15 protein-coding genes are annotated in these 20,736 nt (G+C 69.8%); 6 read left to right on the top strand and 9 right to left on the bottom strand.

The genetic code is table 11. The annotated features are described in order from the left end of the window. Window positions 1–4: 4 nt before the first annotated feature. The 5 genes from OG579_RS19700 to OG579_RS19680 all read left to right on the top strand — a co-directional run bounded on the left by OG579_RS19700 (window position 5) and on the right by OG579_RS19680 (window position 5,206). Window positions 5–745: an MIP/aquaporin family protein gene (locus tag OG579_RS19700; RefSeq protein WP_045824073.1), complete on the top strand. Its 741-nt coding sequence runs from the start codon at window positions 5–7 to the stop codon at window positions 743–745. Window positions 746–801: 56 nt separating this feature from the next. Continuing rightward, window positions 802–1,944, top strand: coding sequence for an NAD(P)/FAD-dependent oxidoreductase (locus OG579_RS19695; protein WP_328857327.1), 1,143 nt, complete (start codon window positions 802–804; stop codon window positions 1,942–1,944). A 113-nt stretch (window positions 1,945–2,057) separates the two neighbouring features. Then, window positions 2,058–4,109, top strand: a complete 2,052-nt coding sequence (locus OG579_RS19690; RefSeq protein ID WP_328857326.1) for an ArnT family glycosyltransferase — start codon at window positions 2,058–2,060, stop codon at window positions 4,107–4,109. 167 nt (window positions 4,110–4,276) lie between these two features. Beyond that, on the top strand, window positions 4,277–5,071 hold the full coding sequence (locus OG579_RS19685; protein WP_328857325.1) for a type IV toxin-antitoxin system AbiEi family antitoxin domain-containing protein: 795 nt from the start codon (window positions 4,277–4,279) through the stop codon (window positions 5,069–5,071). A 9-nt stretch (window positions 5,072–5,080) separates the two neighbouring features. Next, entirely contained in the window at window positions 5,081–5,206 is a 126-nt protein-coding gene (locus OG579_RS19680) for a hypothetical protein (RefSeq protein ID WP_328857324.1), read from the top strand. Between the two features lie 80 nt (window positions 5,207–5,286). On the opposite strand, the gene purH is transcribed toward OG579_RS19680, so the two are convergent. The 7 genes from purH to OG579_RS19645 form a co-directional block, all read right to left on the bottom strand. After that, window positions 5,287–6,849 carry a bifunctional phosphoribosylaminoimidazolecarboxamide formyltransferase/IMP cyclohydrolase gene (gene purH / locus OG579_RS19675; protein WP_328857323.1) on the bottom strand — a complete coding sequence of 521 codons (1,563 nt, stop codon included), beginning with the start codon at window positions 6,847–6,849 and terminating at the stop codon, window positions 5,287–5,289. Beyond that, window positions 6,846–7,469 carry a phosphoribosylglycinamide formyltransferase gene (gene purN, locus OG579_RS19670; protein WP_328859304.1) on the bottom strand — a complete coding sequence of 208 codons (624 nt, stop codon included), beginning with the start codon at window positions 7,467–7,469 and terminating at the stop codon, window positions 6,846–6,848. Before purN ends, purH begins: the two co-directional genes overlap by 4 nt. 147 nt (window positions 7,470–7,616) lie before the next feature. Continuing rightward, complete coding sequence (locus tag OG579_RS19665) at window positions 7,617–9,104, bottom strand: cell division protein PerM (protein ID WP_328857322.1); 1,488 nt, start codon at window positions 9,102–9,104, stop codon at window positions 7,617–7,619. A 77-nt stretch (window positions 9,105–9,181) separates the two neighbouring features. Beyond that, window positions 9,182–10,480 carry a DUF5336 domain-containing protein gene (locus tag OG579_RS19660; protein WP_328857321.1) on the bottom strand — a complete coding sequence of 433 codons (1,299 nt, stop codon included), beginning with the start codon at window positions 10,478–10,480 and terminating at the stop codon, window positions 9,182–9,184. A 200-nt stretch (window positions 10,481–10,680) separates the two neighbouring features. Further along, on the bottom strand, window positions 10,681–11,919 hold the full coding sequence (locus OG579_RS19655; RefSeq protein WP_328857320.1) for an acyl-CoA dehydrogenase family protein: 1,239 nt from the start codon (window positions 11,917–11,919) through the stop codon (window positions 10,681–10,683). 66 nt (window positions 11,920–11,985) lie between these two features. Then, the gene (locus tag OG579_RS19650) at window positions 11,986–13,941 is read right to left on the bottom strand and encodes an acetoacetate--CoA ligase (RefSeq protein ID WP_328857319.1); all 1,956 of its coding nucleotides are present in this window, start codon (window positions 13,939–13,941) and stop codon (window positions 11,986–11,988) included. After that, window positions 13,938–15,596, bottom strand: coding sequence for an AMP-binding protein (locus OG579_RS19645; RefSeq protein ID WP_328857318.1), 1,659 nt, complete (start codon window positions 15,594–15,596; stop codon window positions 13,938–13,940). The genes OG579_RS19650 and OG579_RS19645 overlap by 4 nt, the downstream gene beginning before the upstream one ends. 153 nt (window positions 15,597–15,749) lie before the next feature. On the opposite strand from OG579_RS19645, the gene OG579_RS19640 reads away from it, so the two are divergent. Next, on the top strand, window positions 15,750–19,313 hold the full coding sequence (locus OG579_RS19640; RefSeq protein ID WP_328857317.1) for an indolepyruvate ferredoxin oxidoreductase family protein: 3,564 nt from the start codon (window positions 15,750–15,752) through the stop codon (window positions 19,311–19,313). Here OG579_RS19640 and OG579_RS19635 read toward each other — a convergent pair. Continuing rightward, on the bottom strand, window positions 19,246–19,851 hold the full coding sequence (locus OG579_RS19635; RefSeq protein ID WP_328857316.1) for an HNH endonuclease signature motif containing protein: 606 nt from the start codon (window positions 19,849–19,851) through the stop codon (window positions 19,246–19,248). The genes OG579_RS19640 and OG579_RS19635 overlap by 68 nt on opposite strands. Continuing rightward, the gene (locus OG579_RS19630; protein WP_328857315.1) at window positions 19,848–20,705 is read right to left on the bottom strand and encodes a hypothetical protein; all 858 of its coding nucleotides are present in this window, start codon (window positions 20,703–20,705) and stop codon (window positions 19,848–19,850) included. The genes OG579_RS19635 and OG579_RS19630 overlap by 4 nt, the downstream gene beginning before the upstream one ends. Window positions 20,706–20,736: the final 31 nt, after the last annotated feature.

The following is a 20,736-nucleotide window of genomic DNA, read 5'->3' as shown; positions in this document are numbered from 1 at the left end:
CGCCGTGAGCGACGGCCAGATCTGGCTGTGGGAGATTATCGGCACCGCGGTGCTGATCCTCCTCGGTGCCGGCGTCGTCGCGGGCAACAACCTGGTGAAGTCGGGCTTCCACAACAGTGGCGGCCTGTTCATCAACTTCGGTTGGGGTCTGGCGGTGTTCGCCGGTGCCTCCATCGCATGGCAGTCGGGTGCGCACCTGAACCCGGCGGTGACCCTGGGGCTGGCGATCGCGGACAAGACCCCGTGGTCGCAGGTGCCGATCTACATCTGCGCGCAGATGATCGGTGCGTTCATCGGGGCCATGCTCTGTTATGCGGCGTACAAGAAGAACTTCGACGCCGATCCACACCCGGAGAACACGCGTGGCATCTTCTGCACGGGCCCGCAGGTCAAGAACTACTTCTGGAACACCGTCACCGAGGTGATCGGCACCTTCGTGCTGGTGTTCTGGATCCTGCGGTCGCCGGCGATCTCGCAGAACGGCGGCACCCTCGATCTGGGCAACTCCGGACTGGGTTACGCCGGAGTCGCTTTCGTGGTGCTCGTGATCGGCAACAGTCTCGGTGGTCCCACCGGGTACGCCATCAACCCGGCACGTGATCTCGCTCCGCGTATCGCGTACGCCCTGATGCCCATCAAGGGCAAGGGCAGCCTCGAGTGGAACTACGCGTGGGTCCCGGTGGTCGGGCCGATCATCGGTGGTGCACTCGCCGGTGGCCTGTTCCTGCTCACCCAGAACGTCTGAGGCCGGACCCCTCGGCGCCGAGAACCGACACGACACATCCACCCGCCCCGAGCACAATGGGGCGGGTGGATGTGGATGTGATCGTCGTCGGCGCCGGTATCGCCGGTGTCTCGGCGGCCTACGAACTCTGTTCGGACCGTTCGGTGCTCGTGCTCGAGCAGGAGGCCACCGCGGCCTTCCACTCCACCGGTCGCTCGGCGGCGTTGTTCCTGGAGTCCTACGGCAACAGGCCGATCCGCGCGCTGACCACCGGTAGCCGTGGCGCGCTGGTCGACCCGCCCGACTGCTTCGACCGCCCCCTGCTGACGCCGCGCCCGATGCTGCAGTTCGCGCGACCCGGACGCGGTGACGCCGTACGGGACATGTTCGCGTCGGTCCGCACACTGGCCCCCGACGTCGAACTGCTCTCCCCCACCGATGCCGTCGCGTTGTTCCCGGCGTTGCGTGTCGAGGCCGTCGAGGCCGCACTCCACGAGCCGGGATCGATGGAGATCGATGTCCACGCCGTGCACCAGGGTTTCCTGCGCGGGCTGCGGCAGCGGGGCGGGCACCTCCGCGCCTCGTCGGCGGTGTCGGGCATGACGCGCATCGGGGGCGTGTGGGAGGTGACGACCACAGCAGGCGATGTCCACCGGGCCTCGGAGGTGGTGAACGCCGCCGGGGCGTGGGCCGAAGCGGTGGCCGCGATCGCCGGCGCGCGGCCGGTCGGACTGAGTCCGCGTCGCCGCACCGTGTTCATGGTCGCCCGGCCCGACGACCTCACCGGCGAGACGCTCCCCACGGTCAGCGACATCGACGAGTCCTTCTACCTCAAACCCGACGGCGCGCAGCTGCTGTGCTCGCCGGCCGACGAGACCCCGGTCGATCCCCATGACGCACGCCCCGACGACCTCGAGATCGCCCGCGCACTCGATGCCATCGACGAGTGCACCACGATCAATGCGCGACACGTGCGGTCGTCGTGGGCGGGACTGCGCTCGTTCGTGGCCGATCGCACCCCGGTCGTCGGACCCGACCCGGACGTGGTCGGCCTGCACTGGTGCGCGGGACAGGGCGGGTACGGGATCCAGACCTGCGCGGCCATGGCACGGGTGACCGCGGCCGCGGTCCGCGGCGATGCCGTCCCCGCCGATCTGGCCGCTCTGGGGGTGTCGTTCGACGACCTGTCGCCGGCCCGCGACGGCCTGCGAACTCCGTGAACGCGACACCCCTGTAGGCGCATTGTCCGAAAGGTCGCGAAACCTCCGCACCTGACAGCTCTTTCACAGGAAACCGATATCCGATTGTCAGGACGGCCGACCAGCGTGCAGTCGTGACCACCGACATCGCGCCTCCCGCAAGCCCACCCGTAGCGACCAGCCCCTCGCCCGCGCAGCCTGCCCTGCCACCCGCGCGACCCCTCGACCGGATCGCCGTCGGCGTGCTGCTGGTCGCCACCGCCGTGTTCTACCTGTGGAACATCACCGTCAACGGCAGCGCCAACGTGTTCTACGCGGGCGCGGCGTGGGCGGGGTCACGGAACTGGGAGGCACTGCTGTTCGGGTCGGTCGATCCGTCGAACTTCATCACCGTCGACAAACCGCCCGTCTCCCAGTGGGTGATGGGTCTGTCGGGGCAGATCTTCGGTTACTCGAGTGCGAGCATGCTGATCCCCGAGGCGCTCATGGGTGTCGCATCGGTGGCGCTGATGTACGCCGCGGGGACCCGGATCGCCGGTCGCCCCGCCGGTCTCGTCGCCGGTGCCGCCCTCGCACTCACCCCGGTCGCGGCCATGATGTTCCGGTTCAACAACCCCGACGCGGCGATGGTGCTGCTGATGACCGCGGGTGCCTACTGCGCCATCCGGGCCACCGCCGTCGCCTCGGCACGCTGGCTCGCGCTCGCCGGGGTCGCGGTCGGGTTCGCGTTCCTGGCGAAGATGCTCGAGGGCCTCATGGTGCTGCCCGCACTCGGCCTCGTGTACCTCGTCGCGGCTCCGACCGGTATCGGCAAGCGCATCCGGGACCTGCTCATCGCCGCGGTCGCGATGATCGTCTCGGCTGGCTGGTACGTGCTGCTGACCCTGTTGTGGCCCGCATCGTCGCGCCCCTACCTGGCGGGGTCGACCGACAACAACTTCATGAACCTGGTGCTCGGCTACAACGGCCTCGCCCGTATCGAGGGCAAGCAGGGCGGCGGCGGCGCGAGTCGATCGATCGCCGACTCACCGTTGGCGACGGAGTTGATGGAGCGGGTGCGCAGTCGTGCCGGTTCGCGCGGCGGCGGGTCGATGTTCGCCGACGGCCCCGGCATCACACGCCTGTTCACCGGCGAGTTCGGCATCGAGATCTCCTGGCTGCTCCCCGCCGCCCTCGTCGCCCTCGTCGCGGTGATCGCCCTGCGCGGACGGCTCCCCCGCACCGACATCGTGCGTGCCGGGGCCATCCTCTTCGGCGCGTGGCTCATCGTCGACGGACTCGTGCTGTCGTACATGAAGTCCAACCCGCACCCCTACTACTCGCTGGCCATCGCGCCGCCGATCGCCGGTCTCGTCGGCATCGGTGTCGTGGAGTGCTGGCGGCAGCGACACCGCGCGACGGCCGTCGTCGGTCTCGCGGCGATCGTGGCCGCGGCCGGGGTCTGGGGCTTCGTCCTGATGGAGCGTCAGTCGAGTTGGCTGCCCGGCATCGCCTGGACGGCACTGGTCTTCACGGTGATCGCGGTCATCGCCATCCTGGTGATCGGCCTGCGCGGTGACCGGCGACTGCTGGGGCGCCGTGCGCTCATCGGCGTCGCGGCCGTCGCGGTGTTCGCCGCGCTCGCCGCGCCGGCGGCCTACGCCGCCGAGGTCGTCGCGACACCGCACACCGGCGGCGGCCCGTCGGTGAGCCCGGCCTCGGAGGACCATCCCTCGAAGGGCGGCGGCGGGTTCGGGTCGTTCTTCGGGGGCGGCGGCGAGAAGTCGGCCGCGCTGACCTCGCTGCTCGACGCCACCACCTCGCGCTGGTCGGCGGCGGTCAGTCGGTCCTCGGCCGCCGCACAGATCGAACTCGACACCCGCACACCGGTGATGGCGATCGGCGGCTTCAACAACGATCCGGCGCCGACGCTCGCGCAGTTCCAGCAGTACGTCCGCAGCGGCGACGTGACCTACTACCTGCTCTCGTCGTCGTCGAGCGGCCGGTTGGGGCGAACGTCGAGCCAGGCGACCCTCGGGCGCAGCCTCGGCCTCACCGCCCGCGAGACGTCGCAGGCGCAGGAACTGTTCTCTCGCTACAACTCCGGCTCGGTCACCGGCCAGATCCAACAGTGGGTCCAGGCGCACTACCGCGCGGAGAAGGTCGGCGGCTACGAGGTCTACGACCTCCGCCACCCGACCGCCTGAGCGCTGCTTGCGCTCCACTTCTCCAGTCGCGCTCCACTTGCAAGTGGTGCGCAGCTCGGAAAGTGGAGCGCGAAGCCTCGATCCACAGATCGCAGGCCATGCACAGACGCGAACTGACCCGGGCGCTGCGTGGATGATCTCCGGCCGCCGACTGGTCTCATGTGGCGATGCGAGACCTGTCACCCGACCCCAGTGGACTCATACGACGCCGCGACGTCATCGCGGCCGGTGTCGTCGACGACTGGTCGCTCGCCGCCGCGACCCGAGACGGTGACCTCGACCGCCTCTACCGCGGGGTGTACGCCCTCTCGATGTCCGACAGCAGCCATGCCGCCCTCGACGAGCGGTACCTGTCGCGTGTGCGCGCGGCGGTGTCGATGGGCGAACCCGGCAAGGTCGTCAGCCATCACTCGGCTGCGGCCCTGCATCGGTTACCGACACTCGGCCGCACAGACGCACTGCATTTCAGCGTCAACCGTCGATCGGGTGGGCGTCGCAAGCAGCGCGCCTTCGTGCTGCACGCGACGCCGTGGGAGCCCGATGAGGTCACCATGGTGGACGGGATCGCCGTCACCTCGATGGCGCGCACCGCCATCGACGTGTCGCGTTCGGGCACGTTCGTCCAAGCTGTGACCGTGCTCGACGGCACACTGCGACGGTCGGTGTCACCCGGGGAACTGGTGGCGGTGTCCGATCGCGGGCGGCGCCGTGTCGGTGCACCGGTGGCCAGACGCGCGTTGGCGATCGCCGACGGCCGGTCGGAGAGTGTCGGGGAATCGGTGAGTCGGGCGCTGATACGCGGGTTCACCGACGTTCCGGTGCCGGATCTGCAGGTCGACTACGTGATCGGGTTCGACGGACGCATCGCTCGTGTCGACTTCGACTGGGGCGGAGTCCTGGTGGGCGAGTTCGACGGTCGGACGAAGTACGGCCGCGACGGCGATTCCGCAGACGACGTGTGACGCGAGAAGGTGGGCGAGGACGCCCTGCGTGACCTCGGACTCGTCGTCATCCGATGGACCTGGGACGACCTCATGCACCCGGAGCGGTTCCACGCGCTGCTGCTCCGGGGCCTCAGACGCGCCGGACTCATCTGACCGTTCGCTCGCGCTCCACTTCCACAGCCGCGCTCCACGTACAAGTGGCGCGCGGCTCGGAAAGTGGAGCGCGAAAGATCTCAGTGCGCGAAGTGCCGAGATCCGGTGAGGTAGAGGGTGACTCCGGCCTCGGTGGCGGCGTCGATCACCTCGTTGTCGCGGATCGACCCGCCGGGCTGCACGATGGCGCGGACGCCGGCGGCGGTCAGCACCTGCAGGCCGTCGGGGAACGGGAAGAACGCATCCGACGCACCGACGCTGCCCGCGGCGCGGTCACCGGCGCGCTGGACGGCGAGGTGCGCGGAGTCGACGCGGTTGACCTGCCCCATGCCGACGCCGACCGACGCACCGTCGGAGGCCAGCAGGATGGCGTTGCTCTTCACCGAACGGCATGCACGCCAGGCGAACTGCAGATCGGCGAGGGTGGCGGCGTCGGCCGGTTCACCGGTGGCGAGCTGCCAGTTCTGCGGGTCGTCGCCGTCGGCGTCGACGATGTCGCGCTGCTGCACCAGGAGGCCGCCCGAGATGGGACGCAGCTCGTTGCCCGCCCGCTCCGGCGGGGTCGCCAGCAGGATCCGGATGTTCTTCTTCCGGGTCAGCACCCCCAGGGCGCCGTCGTCGAAGCCGGGCGCGACGAGGACCTCGGTGAAGATCTCGGCCACCTGCTCGGCCATCGCGACGCTCACCGAGGTGTTGGTCGCGATGACGCCGCCGTAGGCGCTCACGGGGTCACACTCGTGCGCCTTGCGATGGGCCTCGGCGATGTCGCCGGTCTCGCCGGCGACGGCGATGCCACAGGGGTTGGCGTGCTTGATGATCGCGACCGCGGGGCGGTCGAAGTCGTGCGCGGCGCGCCAGGCGGCGTCGGCGTCGGTGTAGTTGTTGTAGCTCATCTCCTTGCCGTGCAGCTGCTCGGCGCGGGCGAGGCCACCGGTGCCGGTGCCGTCGACGTAGAGAGCGGCGGACTGGTGCGGGTTCTCGCCGTATCGCAGGGGCGCCGAGAGGGTCCAGGAGCGCCCGGTCCACTCCGGTGCGGCGTCGCCCGCGAGCTGCGCGGCCAACCAACCGGCCACCGCGACATCGTATTCCGCGGTGTGCGCGAACGCCTTCGCGGCCAGGGAGGTCCGCTCGGCGAGGGTGAACCCGCCGTCGCCGACCGCCGCGATCACCTGCGCGTAGTCCGACGGGTCGACGACCACGGCCACCGAGGGGTGGTTCTTCGCCGCACCGCGCACCATCGACGGACCGCCGATGTCGATCTGCTCGACACACTCGTCGAACCCCGCGCCGGAGGCGACGGTCGCCGAGAACGGGTACAGGTTGCCCACGACGAGGTCGAACGGCGCGATCTCGAGGTCGGCGAGCTGATCACGGTGGGACTGCTTGCGGGAGTCGGCGAGGATCCCCGCGTGCACCCGCGGGTGCAGCGTCTTCACGCGGCCGTCGAGGCACTCCGGGAAGCCGGTGAGGTCGGACACCTCGATCACCGGGACACCCTCGGCGGCAATCGTCTTCGCCGTCGACCCGGTGGACACGATCTCCACCCCCGCACCGTGCAGCGCGGCGGCGAGGTCGGCGAGACCGGCCTTGTCGTACACGCTGATCAGCGCGCGACGGATGGGGATACGGGGGCCTTCACTCACGAGAAACGAACCTTTCGTCCTTCGGACACAACAGCTCTGGTCACAAACGAGGCGATGACCTGCACCAGCAGGACACGCTCGACGGTCTTGATGCGATCGTGCAGGGAGATTTCGTCGTCGGTGTCGTCGATCATCACCGGCGCCTGCGCGAGGATGGGGCCGGTGTCGACACCGTCGTCGACGAGGTGCACCGTCGCGCCGGTCACCTTGACGCCGTGCGCGAGCGCGTCGCGAACGGCATGCGCACCGGGGAACGACGGCAGCAGGGCCGGATGAGAATTGATGATCCGCCCGGCGAACCGGTCCAGGAAGGCCCGGCCGAGGATCTTCATGAACCCCGCGGTGACGACCAGATCGGCGCCGAGGTCGGCGACGACGTCGGTGAGCGCGGCGTCCCAGGCCGTGCGGTCGGCGTGATCGGCGACGACGCAACGGCGCAGCTCGATCCCCGCCGCACCGGCGAGCTCGGCGGCACGGCAGTCACGGTCGACGACGACGCCGGTGATCCGTGCGGGAGAGTTCGGGGCCGAGGTGGCGTCGATGATCGCCGCGAGCAGCGAACCCGTACCCGATGCCAGCACGACCACCGCGGGGCGGCCGTCGGGTGACGTGGCGTTCAGGGTCGACTCCTCGCGATGGCGTGTCGAGTCCGTCCCGCGATGCGGTCGGAGCTCGTGGCGCTTCCGAGACTAGTGGGCTGTCCGGTCGGCGAATCCACCGGATGCCACCCCGACCGGGCGCACGCCCGGAACCACGTCAGCCGACGATCAGCCGCGACCGTCGGGGTCGGTGTACTGCACGCCGAACACCATCGACGCCGGTGCGCGTACCGGCTCGACCTCCACGGTCGGGTCGTCGTCGCCTGGGAAGGCGTCGCGGCCCTCGGCATCGAGGTCGCCCGACCCCGTTGCCAGGAGCCCGTCCGTGTCGTGATCGTCGGTGTCGTGATCGTCGGTGTCGAGGCGATCCCGGTCGAGATCATCCGAGTCGAGGTCGCCGTACTCGAGGTCCTCGGCATCGAGGTCGTCGTCGAGATCCGCGACCCCGTCATCGCCGGCGTACCAGGCGCGGCGTGCGGCGCGGGTCGACGGCAGGAGGCCGTGCACGAGGGTCACGACCATGCCGACGACGGCGAACCAGCCGAAGGTGAAGACACCGGTGGCGGGCACCGTCGCACCCGCGGAGCCCAGTTCACCGAGTTCGCCGCCACCGATCCAGGTGAGCACGACCATCGCGACGGCGGCGAGCCCGGCGGTGGCGGCGACGGTCCGGGTGGCGCGCATCGGGTCGACGTGTGCGGCGCGGCGGGCGGCGACGATCGCGACGGTCGCGGTGAGGACCATCAGGCCGGGCGCGGCCGCCGACACCGTCGAGGGCAGGACGGCGGCGATCGGCAACGGGGGCACCGACCCGCCGTGTGCGGAGAACAGGTCGCCGCCCGCGGTGCCGATGTGGGCGTCGGCGCCCACGAGGACCGCGGCCGCGCCGATGACCATGTTGGGTAGATAGAGGATCGACAGGACGGTGAGTCCGAGCGCCCCGGCGACGCCGTTGCCCTGCGTGAGGACGTCGCCGACGACCGAGAACTGCCAGACCAGCCGCACCACCAGCAGGAGTGCGCCCGCACTCAGCAGGCCGACGACCGCGACGGCGGCGGCGCGCAGCGCGTTCGGCGCCCAGTCGGCGACACCGAGACGCGCGCCGATCTCTGCCCACCGGCCGTGGCAGACGCCGAGACCGGCACCGACACCGTGTACCGCAACGGTGCAGGCGAGCGCGAGGAGGACGTTCGGGCTCGCGACCGTGAGGACGGTGGAGCCGTCCATCACCAGGGCGAGACTCAGGACGGTGATGAGGAGGGGTCCCGCGACGGCGGCGAGGAGGACCGCGGCGATCTCGGAGCGTCCGCGACGAGATGCGGCACCGGCGGTCACACGGGCGACGATCGCGACGATCACCAACGTCGGCAGCAGCGGGAGGATGCCGATGGTCACCTCGCTGATGGTCAGCGGGACCTGGTGGACGGAGAGCCACATGGCTCCGGCGGCGGCGGTCAACCCGGTCAGCGAGCTGCCCGCGGCGAGGAGGGACGCCAGGGCGAGGACGACGATGAGCAGCATCGTCGCGGCGCCGACACCGAAGGCGACGACGACGAGCTCGCGCGTGGAACCGGCACTGTGCGCGTCGTGTCGACGTTGCGCACGGCGCAGTTCCCGCAGACGGGTGGACAGGGTGTCGCCGGTGGAGATGACCATCGACGATCAGAGTGTCACCGAAGGGCCCTGACCTGGGTCAGGCGCGCCGAGTCACCTCGACGCGCCTGCCCGGTGGATCAGCGTGCGTCCGACGACCCCGGGTGTTCCGGGCTCTGGAACGAGGTGGTGCGCTCGCCGTAGGGCGAGGGACCGGGCTGGGTTCCCGCGGTGGGCAGCCCGCTCGTGGCGTCGCCGCCCGTCGCCGACGCGCCCGTGCCGGACTGGGTGCCTGCCGACTGACCGTAGGTCGGCTGGGCGGTCTGCGACGGCTGCGCCTGGGCCGACTGTCCCTGCGCCGGGGTGGCTGCGGTCTGGCTCGCCGAGCCACCGGTGTGCGCGTCGGTGGAACCGGTCGACTGGCCTGCGGACTGCCCCGTCGACTGGCCGTAACCGTAGGCCGAGGGGGTGACGGTGGTCTGCGCGGACGAGTCGGCGGTGGTCGACGCACGACCGGCGTCGGCGGTGTGGTCGGAGTCCTGGCCGGCCGAGCCCTGCAGCGGTGCGGTCTTGAGGACCTTCGCGTCGACGAGCAGGAGGACGACGGCCACGACGGCCTGGATGAGACCGAACACCAGGAGCAGGATCGAACCGATACCGGCGCTGACGCCCTCGGGCAGGGTCACGATCTGGAAGAGCGCCATGAGCGCGGCGACCACCGACAGCGGCGCGACGACATGGGAGACCTTCGCGGTGATGTTCGGCAGCAGCGTGGTGCCTGCGATCAGACCGGCACCGGCGAGCACGAGCAGCGGCACGCCGATGATCGATTGGAACAGCGTGCTGCTGCCCGCCGTGTCACCGAAGCTGATGCCGTTCGCGAAGCCGAGGAACAGGTTCACCAGGCCGAGCGCGGTCAGGATGTAGACGAGGTAGGTGCCGATCGCCGCGGGCAGGCCCTGGCTGGGCTTCTTCGCCGGCGCGGGCTGACCCCACGGCTGCTGGCCGCCCTGTTGTCCCTGGCCCCAGCCCTGCTGGCCCCACGGCTGCTGGCCGTATCCCTGCTGGCCGTACCCCTGCTGACCGGCGCCCTGCTGTGCGGGCTGCTGGCCGTAGCCCTGGTATCCCTGCTGGCCGGGCTGGCCGTAGGTCGGCTGCTGGCCGTAGCCCTGCTGACCGGGCTGCGTCGGCTGTCCGTAACCCTGCTGACCGCCACCCTGCGCGCCGGGCTGCTGGCCGTAGCCCTGGTACCCCTGCTGACCGGGCTGGCCGTAGGTGGGCTGCCCCGCCTGCTGGCCGGGCTGCTGTCCGTAACCCTGGGGGTAGCCCTGCTGGCCCCACTGCTGGCCGTAGGAACCCGGGTTCCCGTACTCCGAGCCGCTCGCGGGTGTCGATCCCGAGCCTGGTCGGTCGTGGCCCCCGCCGGATTGATACGTCATGTGGTGTCTCCTCACCGGATTCGTTCGCGTGTGACCGCGTTGGTGCACTCGTGACCTCAGGCGACCGCGTTCCCGCGATCGGCCGGCGGTCGATCGTCGCTGCCCACGCTAACGTACCGATGTCCGCGAGCAACCCCTCTGACATCGACGAAACCCGACACGACCGGCGGGTTCACCGGTCGTGTCGGGTGTGGTGTGTTTCAGCTGTACCAGGTGGGTTCGGGCAGTTCACCGATGAGCTGGTGGCGCCCGACCTCGCGACGCTTGTAGGCGACCGGGTCGTGGAGCGTGTGCGTCCGGACGTTGCGGAAGAACAGGTCGAGCCCCACCTTCGACGAGGTCGACCGGGCGCCGGTGACCTCGAAGATGCGCGTGGTGATCTCGAGCGCGACGTCGGTGGCGGCGGCCTTGGCGGCGGCCACCCGCACCTCGTGGGCACCGCGTTCCTCGGCGGTGACGTCCCACGCGTTGTCGTGGATCTTCTGCTGCTCGACGGCCACGGCGTCGGCGAGCGCCTCGGCGGCCCACAGCTTCGTGGTCAGGTCGCCGTAGGTGTCGATGACGTAGGGCTCGTCGACGGCGCGGTCGAATCCTCCGTGCAGCCACGGGCGGGTGGTGTCGCGGGTGTAGTCGGCGGCGGCCTGCAGGGCGCCGCGGGCGATGCCTAGGTAGAAGTTGACGAACACCAACTGGATGATCGGCACGTTGAGCGTGTTGTAGACGCGGGGCTGGAACTCCTTGTCCACGAACCCGGCCGCCGAGGCCCACTCGGTGGTCACGTTGTCGATGGTGACGCTGCCGCTCTCGGTGAGGCGCTGGCCGAGATTGTCCCAGTCGTGGTGGAAGGTGAGGCCCTCACTGTTGCTGGGCACGATCGCGAAGATGTGGGCGCCTGTGGTCTCGAGGACGCCCTCGAGAACGGTGACGTCGGAGACGTGCGAGCCGGTCGAGAACGACTTGCGGCCGGTGTAGCTGATGGTGTCGCCGTTGTCGGTGATCGTCACGTCGCTGTCGCGGGGGTTGACCGCGCCGCCGAAGAACCACTTGTTCTGCGTCGCCGCGGTTTCCACGGCCTCGATCTGCTCGCGCGTCCCGACGAGTCGCGCCGCCCAGAACCAGAGCAGGTGGTAGCCCAGGAGCTGGCCGATCGATCCGTCGCCGGCGGCGACGGCACGGATCACCTCGTAGGCGGTGACCCAGTTCTGGCCACCTCCGCCGTGCTCGACGGGGCCGAGGAGGGTGACCAGGCCCGACTCCTTGAGCAGGGCGACCTCGGCGTGCGGGGTCGCGCCGGCGCGGTCCCGCTCCACGGCGTCGGCGGCGAGGATCGAGGCGACCTCGTGGGCGCGTCGGATCCAGCCGGCGGAGTCGCTCGGCGTCTCGGTCCAGGCGCTGCGGTCGGGATGGACGGTGGTGTCACGGGAAAGGGTGGAAGTCATGGAGGACATGACAGCAACCGAACAGGTGTCTGTGACCCGTTGCGCGCGCGGTGAGTCCAACCCCGCTCACCAGCGGTGCGCGGCCCCCTGGGCGGTGAACCACTCGAGCAGTGACGGATCGTCCATCGATCGCGGGTCGATCGCGACGTCGGTGCGACCGGCCAGGATCCCGGTGACCGGGACCTCGAGTTTCTTGCCGGTGCGCGTGTGCGGGATGCCGGGGGCCTCGATCACCTCGTCGGGGACGTGCCGCGGCGACAGGCGTGTGCGGACGTCGGATGCGATGCGCCTGATGAGAGCGTCGTCCAGGACGGCACCGTCGACGAGGGTGACGAACAACGGCATCCAGTAGGCGCCGTCGGGTCCGTCGACACCGAGGACGAAGGCCTCGGCGACCTCGGGGACGGCCTCGACGACCTCGTAGATGTCGGCCGATCCCATGCGGATGCCGTGGCGGTTGAGCGTCGCGTCGCTGCGTCCGTGGATCACGACCGAGCCGCGGTCGGTGACCGTCACCCAGTCGCCGTGACGCCACACTCCGGGCGCCGGACCCTGGTCCCACTCGTGCTCGAAATAGGCTGCGCGGTAGCGGCTGCCGTCGTCATCGGCCCAGAACGACACCGGCATCGACGGCATCGGGGTGGTGATGACCATCTCCCCGACCTCGTCGACCAGTTCGGTCCGGTCGGGCGCCCAGCTGTGCAGGGCCACGCCGAGGTAGCGCACCGAGAGCTCGCCGGGGACCACCGGTTCACCGACGGATCCACCGGCGAAGGCGGTGACGACGTCGGTGCCCCCGCTGACCGACGACACCGCGACGTCGGCGCCGACGTTCTCGTCGACCCAGTCGAACAGGTCGGCGGCCAGCGTCGAGCCGGTGCTACCCAGGGTCGCGAGGCGGTGCAGGTCGTGATCGGTGCCGGGGTGCAGTCCCGCCTTGCGGGAGGCCTGCAGCTGGCCCGGACTGGTCCCGAAGTAGGTGACGCCCTCGCGCTCGAGCAGCGACCACAGCCGGTCGGCGTCGGGATATAGCGGGGAGCCCGAATAGCAGATCACCGTTGCGCCGCAGAGCAATCCAGCGACCCGGTAGTTCCACATCATCCAGCTGAGCGCGGTCTGCCAGAAGAAGACGTCTCCCGGGCCGAGGTCGGAGTGCAGCGAGATGACCTTGAGGTGTTCCAGCACGACGCCGCCGTGGCCGTGGACGATGCCCTTCGGCCGGCCGGTGGTCCCGGAGCTGAAGAGCACCCACAGCGGGTGGTCGAAGGCGACGTCGGTGACCTGCGGGGTGCGGGCCTCGGCGACGACGGCGGCGTGATCGATGACGGTGACCTCACCCCATCCGTCGGTGCACAGGTCGGGGCCGCCCTCGATGTGCACCGTGACGATCGCGCGCAGGGTGGGCAGCGCGGCGACGAGTTCATCGACGTGCGACCGTTTGTCGATCCACTTGCCGTTGTAGCGGTAGCCGTTCGCGACGATCAGCGCGCTCGGGGCGAGCTGGCCGAGGCGGGCGGCGGCGCCGTCGGGTGCGTAGTCGGCGCCGCAGCCCGACCAGATGGCGCCGAGCGATGCGGTCGCGAGGAAGACGGTCATCGCCTCGACGACGTCGGGCAGGTAGCCGACGACCACGTCGCCGCGCCCCACGCCGGCATCGGCGAGAGCCGCGGCGAGAGCGCCGATCTGTCCGGGCAGGTCGGCACGGTCGACGACCGTCCGCTCCCCTGCCTCGTCGATCCCGACGAGCGCGGGTCCCTTCGCGTCCCGGGCGTGCCGCAGGACCTCGTCGACGTAGTTCAGCTCGACACCGGGGAACCACCGGGCCCCGGGCATCCCCGGGTCCGGGAGGACGGCGTCGTCGCCGGAATCCAGTGGTGCGCCGCGGTTCTCCAGGTCGAAGAAATCCCACAGTGCACGCCAGAATCGTGCGGGCTCGTCGATCGACCACTGCCACATCGCGGCGTAGTCGCCTCTCACACCGTCGGGGAGTCCGTCGGCGAACCGTTCGATCGCCGTGGTCATCGGGCGCTCACACCCAGCATCTGCGCCGCCTGTTCGCGCATCACCACCTTGCGCACCTTGCCGGTCACGGTCATCGGGAACTCGTCGACGACGTGGACATACCTCGGGATCTTGTGCTTCGCGATCACCCCGGACGCGAAGTCCCGCAACGACTCCGCCGTCATCGCGGGCGCGCCGTCACGCAGGCGCACCCACGCCATGATCTCCTCGCCGTATCGCTCGTCGGGGACACCGATCACCTGGGCGTCGAGGATGTCGGGGTGGGTGTACAGGAACTCCTCGATCTCGCGGGGGTAGATGTTCTCGCCACCCCGGATCACCATGTCCTTGATCCGTCCGGTGATCTGCACGTAGCCGTCGGCGTCCATCACGGCGATGTCGCCGGTGTGCATCCATCCGTCGTCGCCGAGCACCTCGGCCGTCTTCGCAGGCTCGTTCCAGTAGCCGCTCATCACGCTGTACCCGCGCGTGCAGAACTCGCCGGCGACCCCGCGGTCGACGATGGCGTCGTCGCCGTCGACGATCTTGATCTGGAGGTGCGGACCCACGCGCCCGACCGTGCCGACACGGCGGTCGAGGGAGTCGTCGGTGCGGGTCTGCGTCGAGACCGGTGACGTCTCGGTCATGCCGTAGCAGATCGACACCTCGTCCATGTTCATCCGCGTGACCACCTGGCGCATCACGTGTTCCGGACACGGCGAACCCGCCATGATCCCCGTGCGCAACGACGACAGGTCGTGGTCGTCGGCGTCTGGCGAATCGAGGAGGGCGAGCTCGGCGATGAACATGGTCGGCACACCGTACAGACTGGTACATCTGTGCTGCTCGACCGCACGCAGGGTCGCCGCCGGGTCGAAAGCCGGGGCGGGGATCACCATCGCGGCACCGTGACTCGTCGCCGCGAGATTGCCCATCACCATGCCGAAACAGTGATAGAACGGCACCGGGATCGCGATCCGGTCGTCGGCGGTGTACCCGCACAGCTCCCCGACGAGGTACCCGTTGTTGCCGATGTTCCGGTGCGACAGCGTCGCGCCCTTCGGGAAACCCGTTGTGCCCGAGGTGTACTGGATGTTGATCGGGTCGTCGGCCGAGAGACCGGCCGTCACCTCGGCGACCGCCGCCGACACCTCGGGTGTCGGCGGGGCGAGCAACTCGTCCCACTCCGGGTCACCCATCACGACGACCTCGCGCAGTTCCGGGCACGACGCACGCGCCGTGGCGAGCATGGCGCGGTAGTCGGAATCCTTGAACGACGGCGCCGCGATGACCGTCGACGCCCCCGACTGGACGAGTGCGTACTCGATCTCGCGCTGCCGGTACGCGGGGTTGAGGTTGACGAGGATGACGCCGATCTCGGCGCACGCGTACTGGGTGACCACCCACTCCCACCGGTTCGGAGACCACAGTCCGAGGCGGTCGGCCGGTCGCAGGCCCTGCGCGTACAAGCCGGCGGCGAGGGCGTGCACCGTCTCGGCGAACTCGCGATAGGTCCACCGCCGATCGGCCGCGCAGTCGATGAGCGCGTCGTTGTCGGGGACGCGGGCGACCGTGGCGGCGAGGGTGGCGGGGATGGTCGTCTCGAGCAGAGGCGGTCGTGCCTCGCCGCGCGCGTACGAGGGCTCAGGGGCGGACGGGGCGGAGGACTCGGTCATACCGACATGATGCATCCCTACGTGACACACGTCACGATCGCCGCCTACGGTGGTGTCACCGACACACGGTGACCCACCGAACACAAAGGACGGCCGCCCCCACCACCCCCGGGGCCGCGGCCGGATACATACGCAAAGGCCCAGGTGACCCCTATGACCCTCGCAACCGACCGTCGCAACGACGGCCCGACCGACCCGCACCGAGACGGTGCGACCGCGTTCTCGCTCGACGACCGCTACACCCGCGAGTCCGGCACGATCTACCTCACCGGCATCCAGGCGCTGGTCCGTATGGTCGCAGACCGCGCCCGGCTCGATCGCCGCACCGGCCTCCACACCGCGTCGTTCATCTCCGGCTACGAGGGATCCCCACTCGCCGGCTACGACCTCGAGATCGGACGCCGACGCCGACACCTCGAACCGTGGGACGTCACCCACCGCCCCGCCCTGAACGAGGAACTCGCCGCGACCTCGGTGATGGGTTCACAGGTCGCCGCCAGGGTCGGCCACCTCGCCGCCGACGCCGGCGGCCACGACCGCGACGGCGTCGTCGGGTACTGGTACGGCAAGGCACCCGGTCTCGACCGCGCATCGGACGCCCTGCGCCACGCGAACCTCATCGGCACCCACCACCACGGGGGCGCGGTGGCCCTCGTCGGCGACGACCCGGGCGCGAAGAGCTCCACGGTCCCGTGCGCGTCGGAGATGGCGCTGGCCGACCTGTACATGCCGATCCTCTACCCCGCCGACTCGCAGGACATCCTCGACTTCGGCATCCACGCGGCGATGATGTCACGGGTGTCGGGACTGTGGACGTCGATGAAGATCTCCGCCCACGTCGCCGACGGCGCCTCGACCGCGGTCGTCGACCCCGAACGGATCGTGCCGGTGTACGGCGATCTGGGGACCAGCCCGCACATCCCGAGCGGCAAACTGCTCGGCGCGAACCTGATGGAACTCGAACAGAACCAACTGACCATCCGCAAGCCGCGCGCCGAGGAATACGCGCGGCTGAACCGGCTCAACAGGATCGTGTCTCGCACGGCCGACGATCGCATCGGCATCGTCGCCGCGGGCAAGACCTACCTCGACGTGCGAGAGGCGTTGCGACTCACCGGCGTCGGCGACGACGAGCTGGGCGCGCTGGGGATCCGGATCCTGAAGCTCGGCATGGTCTACCCGTTCGAGCGACAGATCCTCGACGAGTTCGTCGCCGGTCTCGACGAGGTGATCGTGGTGGAGGAGAAGCGCGATTTCATCGAGACGATGATGCGCGACATCCTCTTTCGTCGACCAGAAGCCCCGGCGATCGTCGGCAAGACCAACGAGGACGGGTCCACCCTGTTCTCGCGGTTCGGGGAACTCGACATCGACGCGGTGGTGCGCGGACTGGCGTCGCGCCTCGCCCGCCGCCACCACGTGCCCGCCGCGGTCGACTGGATCGAGCGCCAGAGCCGCAAACGCACCCGCATCGAACTGCCGCTCGCCGTGCGCAGTCCCTACTTCTGTTCGGGGTGCCCGCACAACAGTTCCACCAAGGTCTCCGACGACACCCTCGTCGGAGCCGGGATCGGTTGCCACGCCATGGTTCTGCTGATGGATCCGGCGCAGGTCGGCGACGTCACCGGCGTCACCCAGATGGGCGGGGAGGGCGCGCAGTGGTTGGGCATGGCGCCCTTCCTCACCGAACGCCACTTCGTGCAGAACGTCGGCGACGGCACCTTCATGCACTCGGGGTCCCTCGCGCTGCGCTACGCCGTGGCCTCCGGCGAGAACATCACCTACAAGTTGCTCTACAACGGCACCGTCGCGATGACCGGCGGCCAGGACGCCGTCGGCGCGCAGGGACTGCCGCAACTGACGGCGTTGCTGCTCGCCGAAGGGGTCCGCCGCGTCGTGATCACCTCCGACGACCCGACCCGCACCCGCGCACTGGGTCTGCCGGCGGGGGTGACCGTCCGGCACCGCGACGACATGCTCGAGGTGCAGAACGAGCTGGCCGCGGTCACGGGCGTCACCGTTCTCGTGCACGATCAGCAATGCGCTGCGGAGAAGCGACGTAAGCGCAAGCGCGGCACCGCGCCGGTCCCGACCCAGCGCGTGATGATCAACGAACGCATCTGCGAGGGGTGCGGCGACTGCGGCGAGACGTCCAACTGCCTGTCGGTGCACCCGGTGGAGACCGAGTTCGGGCGCAAGACCCACATCGACCAGAGCTCGTGCAATCTCGACTTCTCGTGCCTCAAGGGCGACTGCCCGTCGTTCGTGACCGTGACACCCGGAACCGCACCGACCCGTCGCGCGGCCGTCGACGATCTCGCGGCCGACTCGGTGGCCGAACCGGCACACCGGCGCACCGCGACCGACGGCTTCCGCCTGCGTGTGACGGGTATCGGCGGCACCGGTGTCGTCACGGTGTCGCAGGTGCTCGCCACCGCGGGTGTCCTCGACGGCTACGACGCACGCACCGTCGACATGACCGGTCTCGCCCAGAAGGGCGGAGCGGTGGTGAGCGACGTCAAGATCGGTCCGCCCACCCCCGACGGCCCGATCGAGCAGGCGGCCAAGATCGCCTCCGGTGACTGCGACCTGTACCTGTCGTGCGATCCGCTCGTCGGTGCCGACCCGGTGAACCTCAAGGTGGCGAGTCCGGACCGGACGACAGCTGTCGTGTCGACCAGCGCGATCCCGACCGGCGCCATGGTCGTCGACACCTCCGTCGGCTTCCCCTCCGACCAGCAGATCCACGACGCGATCGACCGCGCGACCGGACGGGCGGTCTACCTCGACCCCATGGCGTTGGCCACCGACCTGTTCGGCGACGAGCAGTACGCCAACATGCTGATGGTCGGGGCGGCGTATCAGACGGGGGCGCTGGCGATCTCGGCCGAGTCACTGGAACAGGCGATCGAGCTCAACGGCGTCGCGGTGGCCGCGAACCTGCAGGCGTTCCGACGCGGACGTCACGTGGTCGCCGATCCGGACGCCGTGCGCGAGGCGATCGCGCAACGGCACCCGCAGCCGGTCGCGGCGCAGCCCTCTGCCATCGCACGAGAGATGATCGCACCGCTGGGTGATCTCGACGACGAGGTGCGCGAGCTCGTGCTGCGGCGGGTCGACGAGCTGATCGCGTACCAGGATCGGCGCTACGCGCAGGCCTTCCTCGATGACGTCGAACGGGTCCGCGTGGCCGAGGCAGCCCTGGGCTCCTCGCGTCTCACGGTCGCCGTCGTGCGCCACCTGTTCAAGCTCATGGCCTACAAGGACGAGTACGAGGTGGCCCGGCTGACCGCTGACGCCACCTTCGCGGCCGAGGTCGCCGGCCAGTTCGGCGACGACGCGAGGGTCGCGGTGCGGTTGCACCCACCGACGCTGCGGGCGATGGGCATGCGGAACAAGCTGTCACTGGGCGGCTGGGCGCGACCGGCGCTCTCCGGTCTGGCGCGGGCGAAGAGGCTGCGGGGCACCCGACTCGACCCGTTCGGTCGGGCCGAGGTGCGCCGTACCGAGCGCGCACTCGTCGCGGAGTACCGCGAGCTCCTCGGCGCGATGGTCACAGCACTGCGGAGCGGGGAGATCGACAGAGATCGACTCGACGCCGCCGTGGCGCTGGCCGAGCTGCCCGACATGGTGCGCGGATACGAGTCGATCAAGATGGCGAACGTCGAGCGTTATCGGGCGGAGCTGTCGCGACAGCGGGGTGCGCTGGGCGTCTGAGCGTCACCGCACCGGATGGGTGGTGACGCTCGGCACCGGTGTCGCGGTGGGTCCAGGTGATCGACCGGTCGGGGTGCATGTGGGCATGCCAGAGCCCAACGGTCTTCACGTGGTGATGGAGCACGCACAGCAACGCGAGGTTGATCCTGATCGTCCACCCGCCGGCGGCCGGGTTCGTGTGGTCGAACGGGATCTGGTGGTCGATCTCGCGGGCACTGGGCGGTTGGTTGCAGTACGGGAACCGGCAGTGCTGATCGTGATCGGTGATCCAGTTCCGTAGCGACCGTGACGGTGTGTAGGCGAGCGCACCTGGGGGCGGTCCGGGAGCCGGCGTGTGACCGGACGTCTGACGATGACCGTCGCGGATGCAGCCGACGGTGCCCGCGGGCTGGAGCGGTCCACGACGGGCACCGGCGGCCGACGTCGACGACTGGTCGGTGAGGGTGTCCTCGTACAACATCCGCCACGGCGCGTCCGCCGAGAGTGACAGCGCCAGTGCGGGGTCGATGGCACCGTGACCGTCGATCCACGGGGTCATCTCACCGCCATGGCCAATGAGCGTCGAGGCGTCGGCGTGCACGACGACGAGAGTGGGGGCCGGCACCAGCTCGGTGGAGGGAGCACCGGACGCACCGGGGCAATCGTCGGCGCCGCACCAGCACGACAGCGTGGTCTCGCCACGGATGAGCGCGAGGTGAGCTGCGGCTCGCTTCTGGCCGATGCGTCGGGAATCACCAGGGCACAGTGTGGCGACGAGCGCGGCGATGCGCCCGTCGATCTCGACGCCATCCTGCGCCGGAACACATCCGGTGATGGCGGAGTGGCCGTGCCGAGCCTGTCGCGGAGTTGTCGGTGCGACATCGCCGTGTCGGCGTCGAGCCGGATGGCCTCGGCCTCGAGCTGTTTGCGCGCGAGCGGCTCGTGGCCGGCGATGGTAATGGCGATCATGTTCACGCGATAGAAGTCCATGTCGCCATGGAGAAATGCGGCACGGAGGTCTGGGAGGTCGTCGAGCAGAATCGACAACCCGATGATCGTCGTGGCCTTCGACGTCGACACGCCGAGTGCGGTGGCGACCTCGACGGTGGCGCCCTTGTCGGCGATGTTGCCGAACTGCGAACCCATCCCGTCGTCGCCCGCCGAGATCGCCGCGAACCTGATCGCATGCAGACGACCCGCCGCGATGACCTTGGCTGCCGCGCAACGGTTCTCCGACCGCTGAGCGTCCTGCGCGATCTGCGTCGCGATACGGGCGGACGGCGACGCCACCAGGTCGTCGACCCCCGTGACATCCACCCCCGCGAACATGACATCAGCGTAGGGGCGCCCTCCGACAACCCACCTCGGACGAAAACTGCCACGGCACTCTGTCCACAGGAGCACTCCGTCCACAGACGCGCATCGGAGCGATACACCGGATCCA

This window comes from Williamsia herbipolensis (genome assembly GCF_036153515.1).
Lineage (GTDB): Bacteria > Actinomycetota > Actinomycetes > Mycobacteriales > Mycobacteriaceae > Williamsia_A > Williamsia_A herbipolensis.
The sequence above is the reverse complement of the archived record's forward strand: the minus strand, read 5'-3'. Positions and strand labels throughout refer to the sequence as shown.